Below are 12,138 nucleotides of genomic sequence, written 5' to 3'. Positions count from 1 at the left end.
ATCGGGACTTTTCTTAGACATTCATACGATGATTAATACGTTTCAGTACTCTGGTAGCGGTAAGCCAGGGGCGGTAGCGTCGGAATATCTAAATTTGTGGGTGCAGAATGGTGAGAAGTGGGATTGAAGTACAGCGAGCTGCGGTTTATGCATTATTTTTGCGTGAAATCAGAACTCGCTTTGGAAAATACAGATTGGGTTATTTATGGGCAATTCTTGAGCCCGTAACACACATGGCCGTTCTTTTTGCAATTTTTGGCTACTTTATGCAGCGAACGATGCCGGACATATCATTTACAGTCTTCCTGATTAACGGATTGATTCCTTATTTTATTTTCACAAATATTAGCAATCGTTCGATAAAGGCAATAGAGGCAAATTCAGGGTTGTTCAATTATCGCCCAGTAAAACCAATCGATACAGTCTTTGCCAGAATGCTGTTGGAGGTCTTAATATATACAGTGGTATATATTATCTTGATGACTGTACTGGCTTTTATTGGAGAGAGTATAGATGTTCATCAAATTTTGGTATTAAGTCTTTCATGGTTCTTTCTTATTATGTTTTCATGTGGTGTTGGGCTTATTTTTATGGTGGCTGGTTGCACTATTAAAGAGATGGAGAAGTTTATCCCGATACTGCTCAAACCTCTTTATTTTGTTTCATGCATAATGTTTCCTTTGCACTCGATTCCTGCTGAGTATCGTTCTTATTTTTTATTTAACCCAATAGTTCATGCCGTTGAATTAAGCAGAGAATCAGTTGTGGATGGCTATTCAAGTAGTGGTGTAAGCATTGGATATCTTGCTTTTTGTTCCGTCTCGGTCTTTTTTATTGGGTTGGCGTTGTATCGGATAAATGAGGAGTCGATGTTATCATCATGATAGAGTTAAAAAATATAACCAAAAGCTATAAAACGCCCCAAGGACGTCAATATATATTTAAAAATGTTAGTTTGAAATTTCCTGAAAATAAAAGTGTTGCATTGGTTGGAAGAAATGGGGCTGGTAAATCAACATTGTTACGTATTATCGGTGGCATAGATAAGCCTGACGATGGTGAAGTTGTCACGGATAAGAAAATATCCTGGCCAGTGGGTTTGGCTGGTGGCTTTCAGGGGAGTCTGACCGGACGCGAAAATGTAAAGTTTGTCGCCAATTTATATGCAAAGAAAAAAGATGTTCGTGATGTGTTGAACTTTGTCGAGGATTTCGCAGAGCTAGGTAAGTATTTTGATATGCCAATTCGGACCTACTCATCAGGGATGCGTTCGAGGTTAGGTTTTGGCCTGAGTATGGCATTCAAATTTGATTACTATCTTGTCGACGAAGTGACTGCTGTTGGTGATGAGAAGTTCAAAAATAAATGCTCTGCAATGTTTAAAGAACGCGGCAAAGGGGCTAATTTTTTAATGGTTTCGCATAATTTCTTTACGTTAGTAGAACACTGTGATGTCGCTATTTATCTGAATAGAGAAAATCAGGTTCTGTATTTTGATAAAGTCATGGATGCTATTAAAAAATATAGATTTGACGAGTTCGGTATTCAGTAACTATCTGTATACCATTCATCCTGTATTTAGAAGTGGTGTCGCCTCCATGAGGAAGATTAAGAAATTGTTTAGAAATCCTGGTGTTTTTTTTCGCGATTATTTTAATAAGCGATATCCTGTTATTAGAAATGAGATTCAATGCCCGGAATATGAAGAGGATGTTTTGATCAGGCATGATACGGATCTCGAGCGTGCGATAGTGACCACGGATCCAATTGACGTAGTGTATACTTGGGTGAACAGTGACGACCCTGTCTGGAAAGAAAAATGTGGTCATTATCGTCGCCTTTATACGCAAAGTCATAGCGAGATAGGTAGGCATGCTATGGATGTGGCGCGTTTCGATGACCATAATGAAATTTATTATTCCATTAAAAGCGTGATAGAGTTTTTACCGTGGGTGAGAACTATTTTTGTTGTTACGGACCAACAAATCCCAGATGTATTATCGTTAAGCTCGAAGATAAAAATAATTGATCATCGTGAGATAATTGATCAGCAATATCTCCCAACATTCAATTCACACGTTATTGAGGCTCACATACATAATATCCCTGAATTGTCTGAGAATTTTATCTACTTTAATGACGATGTGTTTGTCGCAAGACCATTGCTTGCTTCGCACTTTTTTAATAGTAATGGAATAGCATCTCTGTTTATATCCGGAAAAAGTCTTGCAGCAATGGAGGAAAAAGGCATCAATACGCCAACGTTATCTGCATCACTAAGTTCAGGTTCTATATTAAAGAGGGATTATAACATCAATGTTGATCGTTCTCTTGTGCATACATATGTTCCTCTGAGAAAGAGTATGTTTAGATTTGCATGGACATCATATGAAAATGAAATTAGACTTTTTTTGAAAAATAAATTCAGAACAAATAATGATCTGAATTTAGCAACTTTTTTTGTTCCATGGCTAATGTATCTTCGTGGAAAGGCCGTACCTCGAAGAGATATTTGTTATTATTTCAATATTCGCTCGTTTTCAGCTGTAGGGCATTATCGAGCTTTGCATTTCGCAAAAGTATGCAACATTCCGCCCCATTCATTTTGTGCTAATGATTTTAATACTGAAAGAAAATCCACCGATAATTACAAGGAACACCTTCTTTCGGCGTTATCATCTTATTTTGATATGAGAAAAAATAGTAGATAACTGGAATATTTTATGAACAGGAAGATAAAAAAACTTTTTCGTGACCCAAAATTGTTTTTTCATGATATGTTTGAAAAAAGGAATATAGCTAGAAATAAGAGGGAGATTATAACAAAGGCTAGAACAGCTAAAACTGAAAATACCATTGCATCAACTAAATTTTCCTATGAAATAGTTGTTATTGCAAATGAAACGGTCACTGACCTGGAACGGTGTATACAATCAATTAATAATCAGAGACTGGTGTCTTTTAATAAGATCAACGTTTCGGTAATAGATTTAGGGCTTAATGACATTCAGTGTGGGTTTTTAAAAAATTATCTTGAGGAGAGTGATGGAGACTTAAAGTTCTACTCTGCAGATGATATGCTTTCATATTGTTCATTTGTTGAGTCTTTAAGAAATCACTATACCGTTTTTCTTTGGGGGAATGATTTTTTGGATGTGAATTTTATGCAGGTTACTGATAAGTTCATTTCCACAGATCCTAAAAAACTAAAACGTGGTTCAATTATATGCACTTCAGTCTTAAAGGCTAATTCGATGCATGAGATTGGACGTAATTTTAATGCTCTGACTGCATTATTTAGCAAATTACCAGAGGTCAATGTTCCGCCAGATAAAACTGTCGTTGATTCTGTCTATGGTGCTTTTTTTCCGACTGGGGTACTAAAGGTTTTTCTTCGTAGAGAAGGGGGATTTGGTTGTTTTGATTTTGATGGTTTAGGGATTTATATTGATATATTTCAAAGTCTGCCAAATACAAGAAGAATCTGTATATCAACCAAATCAAAATACCTGGTTCATGAAAATAACATTTCAATGCCATTTAAGGCAGGAGACTGGAGTAATGAGGTTTTGTACCAGGAATCTTTTGTTAATTTTGTTGACAGATTCAATTATGCTTTGCCGAGGGCTAAGACATGGAGTGTGTTTCTAAGAAGAACACTTTACTATTTTTTATTAAAATATGTTAAAAGAGGATTAACCAACCAATCATTACTCGATTTTTTATCGACAGAATCTCGCGAGCGGTTTATCGAGTATTTCAAAGTGGCATTGAGCTTAGTTGGCGCTGATGTTATCGGGAAGTTTAATGTTTCATGTACTGAGCAATTAAAAGTTGGGTGTCTAAATCTTATTGGTAGTCAGCGATTTAATGGTGTTGTCGAACTCTTGCAATATAATGAATCTAAGAAAATGTCTCTTTTTCGTTATTATTCATCAAAAATACATGCGGAGTACTTTATCGAAGGTAAGAAAGACATTTGCCCATCCATAGAAAAAAATGTGACGCATTATCTATTTGGTAGAGAATTTTTTCTTGAAAGAAAGGTATGGCTAAGATTAAATCAATTCAATAACAATGATTCTCTGTCAATAAGGGTAGACAGGAAACCTGTTAAGATAAGAGGGTTAAATAATAAAGTTGTTGATAAGATCTCCTTTCGCGAGATAGTTAAACAGCATGCGATATTAAAGCCAAAGTTTAGGGTAAATGCAAAGTATAAAAATTGCTGGATTTTTATGGATAGGGATAATCAGGCTGATGACAATGCCGAGCACTTGTATCGGTACTGTCAAAAGGTGAGGCCTGATATAGATTCCTACTTTGTTCTACTCAATGACTCGCATGATTGGGAACGATTGGAAAGGGAGGGTTTTCGCCTTTTGGCATTTGGCAGTGCCGAGCATGAGCTGGCGCTGGAGTCATGTTCACGGGTAATTAGTTCCCATGCTGCACAGTTCGCTACCGATTATTTCAAAGATAAGCGCATGACCTGGAAGAAATTTATTTTTCTGCAACATGGCATTATTCATAACGATCAATCTACTCTCTTTAGACCGGATTGGAAAAAGTTTGATTTATTTGTGACTTCTGCTAGTGATGAATACAGATCAATTGCCGGGGACTTTGGGACTTATAAGTTCACTGCCAATGAAGTCGCTTTTACTGGATTGCCTCGCCATGATGCTCTTGTCAACTCAACGATTTGTAGTGAGAAGATAATATTAGTCATGCCAACATGGCGTCCTTCATTACTTGGAAAGGTAATTTCTGGGACAACCAGGGAACTATTATCTGACTTTACGGAAAGTGAATACGCACAGAAATGGTATGATTTTCTTGCCAATGATAAGCTGAAAAAGATATCTGAGGATAACGGGTATAGAATAATATTCTTTCCTCATGCCAATATTCAGCCATATCTTGATAGATATATGCTCCCGGAACATGTTACAGTTCTCAGTCATTCATCAGGTAGTATACAAGAACTATTTCTTAAGGCTAGTTTGATGGTTACTGATTACTCATCGGTTGCCTTTGAAGTTGCCTATCTTAATAAGCCAGTGTGCTATTATCAATTTGACGAAGAGGATTTTTTTAATAAGGGTCACTACAATAAAGGTTATTTCAGTTATCGTGAAAATGGTTTTGGCCCAGTTTTTAATGAGGAGATGCAGGCTGTTAATTTTGTTATCAGCACCATTCAGAATGGTTGTAAACTTGAGAATTATTATCAAGAGAAGGTAGATTTATTCTTTCCTTATCGCGATGGCAAATGTTGTGAGCGTACATTGGATGCAATTGAGGCGCTTGATACCTCTAACATAGAGACTCATGTTTTAGAGCAAGCAGGTTTTTTGACTGGGAAACGTAAAGTTGCAGAATGGGCAAAGCAAACCTATCACTTTGGTGATATGGTTTTTGCCAAACGTCGCTATGATAGTATCTTCTCAGTAGCATGTGGTGATGACAGATTTCTTGATATAGAACCAGAATACATTGTTAATTATATTGATATATTAATATCTCTGGGCTATTTTGATCTTGCTCAGGATGTTATGTCTTCTTGTGAGTCACTAAGTTATTCCGACAGGAAATACTTTGAGTTAAAGCTAAAGATATATGAAAGTATTGTAGATGAGGATTATATTGATTTTTCTGATATTGAAGATCATAATCTGAATATCTTGTATTATAAAAAATTATTTTTTGACTCTTCATATGAAATGTCAATATCCAATCCATTAAATGAAGAAGATAAATACTTATTCGATAACTTCGTTTCTGAACCTGGTGTAACCGCTAAGTTTATCAATGAACATAAGGACTATTTCAATTCCTCAATGTTTCATTCTGATTTTATCCGTTTGCGAGTTCTTGAAATATCCGAAAGATTTGAATATATAATTAAAATATTTCCATTGTTACCCTCTTGTGATAAAGAAAACATTTTAATTAAAACCATTTATTTAAGGGCTCTGCTTAAATTAAATAAATGGGCTCTCATCTCCAGGTGTATAGGTAATTCATCAATTCTACAAGGCCGGACCGGTATCTCCTTATTTGCTTGCTGTTACCTTTTTTCTTTGCGAGCTCTGCGCAAGAAAGCAATCAGAGTCGATGATTTCTTATTTTTGTCTGATGAACCAGAATTATTAAAAGAGGATTATAGGTTAAATATAGTAAAGTACTATCTTTATATAGAAACTAACTTAGATATAGTAAAGGTATTTATCGATGCATATTGGGAGGATCTTCCTTTAAGAATTATTGAGGATTTTTTATATAAACTGTGTGAAAACAATTTGTCGGATCAGGCTTATTCTTATTTTAGGACGGTTTGTCTGAGTGAGTTATCAATAAAATCATTGTCACTGTATGGTGAATTGGCTATGTCATATGGTGAGTATGACGTTGCGGTAGATGTTTTTCAGCAAGCGTGCTTGAGTAGATTACCTGTCGTGGATAATAAATTACGCCAAAAATTATACACCGCGCGATTGTGGAAAAATGAATCTACTCAGCATGTAATACGGTATGTTATATAAGAGATGCGATAAATAAGTTGCACGCCTTTTCTATGGCGTGCAACTCCTATTAATAATGACTCATTGAGTAAATGAAAATAAATTTTTTATTGGAATAAAACATGACGCGTTATGCCAACATTCAATTTAAAGACTCAAAAGAATTTATTCGGACCGTCCTAATTATAAATGGTTTTGAAATACCTGTTTCAGGCCGAAATGGGAAATGGTTTACGAACCTTCCAGTTAGTGATACCGATCAGGTTTATCTGTCCGGCAATGACGATAAGGTTAATCTTGTTTTTTCTGACGAAAAAATGTTTCATCCGGATCAAATAGCGTTTGATAAAAAATATAATATCCAATGTTTTTCTTCCATAGGTGGAAATGTTTATTATTCATTAAGTGGGGAGTTGGTTAATCCCAGGAAGTGTTTGGTGACCTTTCCTGGGGTAAGTAATTTTGATAATGTTAATTATCGATTGAGTGCAATGACATCTCTACAGTCTCGATTGCAGGGAATTCTTATTCTTGCCTTCCAGGACAGAGAAAGTGTTTATGGCAACTATATGCATGAGACATCCTCTGGTGCTCCTGTTCGAAATATAGTTGCTAAATTTATTGGCGAGTTGTGTCTTAAATATAATTTAAAACCTCGGGATATTATTTTTTATGGCAATTCTAAGGGTGGTTCTATAGCCATTGATTATATTTCTGAGTTTCCTGATTCGAGGTTTTTTATCGATATCCCACAGATGGAGTTGTTTAATTATAAATCGCAAAATGCGTTAATGAGATATAGTCTGGGGACTAAGGCCAGGAAGTATTATAATTATATCGAGTATTTGCCATCAATGCGAAACCGCAACGTCACTTACTCATTTGCTGAGCGAGATTTTGATGCATCCAGAGGTCTGCCGATGAAGGAATTTTCTGGAATAAATGTCGCTATGATAAAAGACATGGAGCATTCAGGTTCAGCAATGGAACTGGTAAAACGGCAGTTTACGAAGGTTATTCAGTTAGCGGGGACCTGCCCTGTGTTAGAGAAAAAAGCAATTGATATGCGTATGGTTTATTCTGAGGGGATGTTGTATGCCTCACGCTTATTAGGTGCTTTTAAAGATGAAAAACAATTATCTAAAGTTTACGCTGAAATAGAGTTTATAGGGAATGGTTCAAGTTACTCTATTTCACTTAATAAAAAAATGAATCGAGTGTTATTTATCTATTGGCGATATGGATTTGATGCGTTAAAGCATCTCCCGGCTGGTGAGTACCAGCTTGCCTTACATATTTATTACGATTTTAGAGAATTCGTTTATCCGATTAATAATATAGTACATATTAGTAAAAATGATGTTGTAGTGTCGAAGAGATGTTGATTTTTAACCACCTCTGGGCATTATTGTAAAAACCACTTTAGAACGGATGTCTTGAATTGATGGTTGTTTTGATACTCTATTAATTCCGGAGATCTCCTACCATAAAATACCGCATTTATTTGTGTATTCATTCTCAGGTAAGTGCGGAATACTCCAAAAAGCTTTTTATCAGGTTTAAAATCAGCCATCCAGAACTGATTCAAATGTCCCTGCCAGGTCAAACCTTTGATGTCATATAGCGCCCGCCCCATGACTTTTAGGGGCTTATTGTGGATCAGGGCGGAAATCCCCGCAGTACTGTTAATGGTGATCACTGCTTTAGCGAGTGAGAGCAGATGCGGCATGGGGAGATCGTGCACGTAAATCACGCGGTTGCTGACGCCGTATTTTTTACCCAGCTTTTTGATTAATGGTCCGTACAGACGATGGCCACGATCCATCGGGTGATGTTTGAACACCAGAAAATCTGTCGGTGACGCCTTTTTCGAAAAGGAGTACATCACGTCATTGATGTAGTTACGTACATCTTTGTAGTCGCTGTGGTTACGGATCTGGCTATCGTTATAGACCTGGAGTATCGCCAGAAAATACCGTTTCTTCAGGCTACCTTTGAGGAGCGCCATAATGTGGCGCTCTTTGAAACGGTACCACTGTTTTCGCCACCCAGCGCGTAGCCAACAGCGCGCTTCATACCATGGTGAAAACGATTTATGGTGGCGATATTCTGGGAACTGGCGGCGGTAAAACCAACTGACAAAGTAGTACCACATCGCGTGCCAGATGCGCAGGTTTGTTGAGGGTTTCAGGCTGGTGACTTCCAGTTCCGGCAAATCAGGGAGGTGGCGATAAAACTCCGGATCGCGGGGAAGTGAAGAGTAGGCGTTTACACCGCCGCTCTCGAGAGTAATAAAGTGTGGTCGTAGATACCCTTCTTCGAAAGCCAGAAAACGGATATTTTTCGAGATAGCCCAACGCTTAGCGGCCTGGTGGAGCATCCGGCAATCGCCAAAGCAGATAAGCGTATCAAAAGGATAGTCTTGCCATATTTCTTTCAACCAGCGCGGGAAGTCTTTTGCTGTCTGTTGGAAGGTATAATACCTGCGTTTACGGCAGTAAAAGCGATCGCCGCCGTTGAATACCACATTCCTGGCCTCTCTGCCCTGAGATTCCAGCCAGAGCGCCATGTCATTAAAAAACGGTCCCATCGGTCCTTGCAGGAGCAGGTATTTTTTTCCCGCCAGCAGAGTTTGTAACGTATTGCTTTTCATGATTTCCCCCCTTAATTAGCGGCTCAATGCTCTACCGAGAGTGTTTAGCTTGCGCCCATTTCGTGCTATCCAACCTGTTACTCCTCGGTTAATGCGCATTTCTCTTCGCGGCTGCATTTCAAGCCATTGCACGGCGGTTTCGACACTGACGGGGTGTCGGATATCCGGGAGGACATAGGTGGGATATGAAATCAGGGTCTGATAAATAAGGTCCTGAAGCGTGAGTTGCTGAATCCGACGCTGGCAGTGGTGTATATCGTGCGTTAAGCCCCATCCGGCATAAAAAGGCATGCCATAACAATGAACTTCCTTGCCGTGGATGAGCGCCTCAAACCCGCAGAGCGAAGTCATGGTATGAATTTCATCGGCTTGCCGGATACATTCGATAATATCGGCGTCCCGCACGATACTATCGGCCAGGTAGCTCGCCATTTCCTCGGGGATATGCCCGGGACGGTTACCGGCCAGAACATCCGGGTGTGGTTTATAGACAATAAACGCGTCAGGGTGGGTGCTACGAACGGTCTGCAGCAGGTTGAAATTGGTATTGACGGAAAAGGTGCCGGTTGCAATTGAAGCGTCGTTATCCACCTGGCCCGGTACCAGCAGCACGCGTCTACCAGCAGCTTCAGGAGGCAGTCGCCAGCGGGCGCCGAGGTTGTATTTGCTGACTTTACTGGCGACTAATGCCTGCTGCAAAGCCTCTGCGCGCAGCCGTTGTGCAGGAGTGAGCTGCGAGTGGTTGAGTAGGTTTTCTAAATCGCTCGGTCGGGTCGCATCATAGTAAATCCCCGTCTTATCGAGTACCAGAGAGAGCGGGGGCTGCAGGTCGGAACCTAACCCGGTGGAACGTAAAAAACCGTCCTCCATGCGCCAGATAGGGAGTCCTGATTTTCTGGCAGCCTCCTGCCAGCGTTTTTCACCATTCACTCCCCAGACAATACAAACACTGGCGCTCCCGGGATGTTTGCTGAAACTCAGCTGGTTGTCCGTGGTTTTCAGGAAGGGTTTGATAATACTGCTCTTCCAGAGCGTCATGCCCGGTGCCCATAACGCTCCCCGACGAAGGATGTGATGTGAGCGCTGTAGCTTGAGGTGATCCAGAACCCTGAACAGCGAGCAGGGGGCGCCGGTTTGCGGATCGACATAGCGGGCATAGCGAAACCAGGCGGCGCTGACCAGATCAAGCAATGAGGCATTCCCGCGTCTTTCGGCAAGCCGAGCGGCAAGAGGGTGTCTGTCATCTGTGAGCCCCCAGCCGGCATACCACGGCAACCCAAAGCAAGTGACCTTCTTACCAGCGATGAGCGCTTCAAAACCGTACTGTGACGTGACGGTATATACGTGGCTAACGTGGCGCATCAAGGATTGCGGACTGACATCCTGCGCCATGAGCCGCACATGCGGTACATCGGGAATGGCGGACAGATACCCCTTTTTTTTACCGCTAAGCACATCAGGATGAATTTTTACCCAAATGTTGGCATCCGGGTGTTCGGCGATGGCGCGGGAGAGCATGGCGGCAAATTGCCGTTCGGTTGCTCCTCCTTGCGCGATCGAAACATCCCCTTGTGTCTGGTCAACGACCAGAATTGTTTTTTTACCGCTGGGGTTTTCCGTGAAAGGCGGTGCGTGGTTGTACTTTGAGAGATCGTTTTGCACCACGATTTCCATCGCCTGCCGGGCGTCGTCAGTGAACGCGGCATTACCTGCGCTATCCTGAATGAGCTTTTCAAGACGGCTCGCCCGGCTGGCATCGTAGTAGATGCCTGTGTCATCCATCACTATCGAAAGAGGAGGGTGACCATTAACGCCCAATCCCAGGGAGCGAATGAAACCATCCTCAAGCCGAATGACGGGAAGCCCTGATTTTTCTGCAAACGCAACAGGGCGCGATGCCGTTGGCCGCTGTCCCCAGACGGCAATCGCTTTCAACGGGTGTTTACCCGAGGTTGCGGAGAATGAAGAAAGCTTGCGGCAGGGTTGACCCAGCAGCGCTTCCAGATGAGGGATCCGCCAGATCCCGGAGGAGAATATACCGATCATTGCATTCTGCTTCCGTGTTTGTATGCAGACTGGCGATGCCTCTGCGTCGCCAGCGGGGTTTATCAGAGCTCCAGAATGACTTTGGCCGCGATCGCCAACTGGTACAAAATGGTGGAAATACCGCGGGTGACTTCCAGATTCTTGGTTTCATATTTCGGCAGCACCATGATTTCGTCGCCCGGTTTGATCTCGTCGACATCGTCCGCGTCCACGGCTGAGCCATCCTGGTGGATCACGATGATTTTCGATTGCCCGGATTTCTGCGTCAGCCCGCCGCATTTTTCTATATAGTCATCCACATCAAGCTTCTTCTCCCAGGAGATAGCGTTGGGGAAGAGTACAGAGCCATGGATCATGACCAGCGAGGTTTTTTCGGGGATAGTCACGACATCGCCATCTTCGAGAATGACGCTATCCAGATTACTTTCGTTAAGAACCACCTGACCTTTAGGCACGACGTTGCGCGCTTTCGCCACAAAACGGCTGACGAGCTGCGCTTCCTGGACTCGCAGTCGCGCCTCTTCCTGGGTGGCTGATTGTGAAGACAAAGATGCCTCTTCCAGTTTTTGCAGCGACGTATTCAGCATCTCTTTTTGCCGTACCGCCACGGAGTGGCGGTACAACTGGATACTGCTGAGTTGCGACATGCTGTTCGGTCTTAACTGCGCTAGCACCTGCTTCATCGTCGAACCGTATGGCAGGACGACAGCGTGTTCACCGGAGTGAGCGCCTTCAATACGAATCTGAATGGTGCCAGCATAACGGTCTGAGCTGATGATGAGCTTATCGCCATCCTGGAGCGTCTTTCCGGAGGCGCTACTGAGAGGGTAGTACTCGGTCCGTTTCATTGTTCCCTGCCGTCGCACGATGGTGAAATGCGTCGCGCCGGGTTTGGGACGCGCCCAGCTAAGG

General features: G+C 41.6%; 7 protein-coding genes and 1 pseudogene. 5 read left to right on the top strand and 3 right to left on the bottom strand.

From position 1 onward, the window contains the following. The first annotated feature begins 107 nt into the window (after positions 1-107). The 5 genes from JO226_RS20940 to JO226_RS20920 all read left to right on the top strand — a co-directional run bounded on the left by JO226_RS20940 (position 108) and on the right by JO226_RS20920 (position 7,912). Positions 108-884 (top strand): ABC transporter permease, encoded by a 777-nt coding sequence (locus JO226_RS20940; protein ID WP_296407020.1) that lies wholly within the window; start codon positions 108-110, stop codon positions 882-884. After that, the gene (locus JO226_RS20935) at positions 881-1,552 is read left to right on the top strand and encodes an ABC transporter ATP-binding protein (protein ID WP_296407018.1); all 672 of its coding nucleotides are present in this window, start codon (positions 881-883) and stop codon (positions 1,550-1,552) included. The genes JO226_RS20940 and JO226_RS20935 overlap by 4 nt, the downstream gene beginning before the upstream one ends. A gap of 46 nt (positions 1,553-1,598) precedes the next feature. Then, complete coding sequence (locus JO226_RS20930; protein ID WP_296407017.1) at positions 1,599-2,711, top strand: stealth family protein; 1,113 nt, start codon at positions 1,599-1,601, stop codon at positions 2,709-2,711. A 12-nt stretch (positions 2,712-2,723) separates the two neighbouring features. Then, entirely contained in the window at positions 2,724-6,548 is a 3,825-nt protein-coding gene (locus tag JO226_RS20925; RefSeq protein ID WP_296407015.1) for a CDP-glycerol glycerophosphotransferase family protein, read from the top strand. A gap of 101 nt (positions 6,549-6,649) precedes the next feature. After that, positions 6,650-7,912, top strand: coding sequence for a hypothetical protein (locus JO226_RS20920; protein WP_296407013.1), 1,263 nt, complete (start codon positions 6,650-6,652; stop codon positions 7,910-7,912). Between the two features lie 20 nt (positions 7,913-7,932). On the opposite strand, the gene JO226_RS20915 is transcribed toward JO226_RS20920, so the two are convergent. From JO226_RS20915 to JO226_RS20905, 3 genes and pseudogenes are all read right to left on the bottom strand, one after another. After that, positions 7,933-9,180 carry a capsular biosynthesis protein gene (locus tag JO226_RS20915; protein ID WP_296407011.1) on the bottom strand — a complete coding sequence of 416 codons (1,248 nt, stop codon included), beginning with the start codon at positions 9,178-9,180 and terminating at the stop codon, positions 7,933-7,935. A gap of 15 nt (positions 9,181-9,195) precedes the next feature. Continuing rightward, the gene (locus JO226_RS20910; protein WP_296407009.1) at positions 9,196-11,226 is read right to left on the bottom strand and encodes a capsular polysaccharide biosynthesis protein; all 2,031 of its coding nucleotides are present in this window, start codon (positions 11,224-11,226) and stop codon (positions 9,196-9,198) included. A gap of 62 nt (positions 11,227-11,288) precedes the next feature. Next, positions 11,289-12,138: pseudogene (locus tag JO226_RS20905) on the bottom strand (polysialic acid transporter); the annotation flags it as partial.

The organism is Pluralibacter sp., from assembly GCF_019237635.1.
Lineage (GTDB): Bacteria > Pseudomonadota > Gammaproteobacteria > Enterobacterales > Enterobacteriaceae > Enterobacter_B.
The sequence above is the reverse complement of the archived record's forward strand: the minus strand, read 5'-3'. Positions and strand labels throughout refer to the sequence as shown.

What these genes read in the sequence shown, in the direction of transcription:
- JO226_RS20940 (WP_296407020.1), top strand. Translation starts at nt 108, where the DNA reads ATGGTGAGAAGTGGGATTGAAGTACAGCGAGCTGCGGTTTATGCATTA.
- JO226_RS20935 (WP_296407018.1), top strand. Translation starts at nt 881, where the DNA reads ATGATAGAGTTAAAAAATATAACCAAAAGCTATAAAACGCCCCAAGGA.
- JO226_RS20930 (WP_296407017.1), top strand. Translation starts at nt 1,599, where the DNA reads ATGAGGAAGATTAAGAAATTGTTTAGAAATCCTGGTGTTTTTTTTCGC.
- JO226_RS20925 (WP_296407015.1), top strand. Translation starts at nt 2,724, where the DNA reads ATGAACAGGAAGATAAAAAAACTTTTTCGTGACCCAAAATTGTTTTTT.
- JO226_RS20920 (WP_296407013.1), top strand. Translation starts at nt 6,650, where the DNA reads ATGACGCGTTATGCCAACATTCAATTTAAAGACTCAAAAGAATTTATT.
- JO226_RS20915 (WP_296407011.1), bottom strand. Translation starts at nt 9,180, where the DNA reads ATGAAAAGCAATACGTTACAAACTCTGCTGGCGGGAAAAAAATACCTG.
- JO226_RS20910 (WP_296407009.1), bottom strand. Translation starts at nt 11,226, where the DNA reads ATGATCGGTATATTCTCCTCCGGGATCTGGCGGATCCCTCATCTGGAA.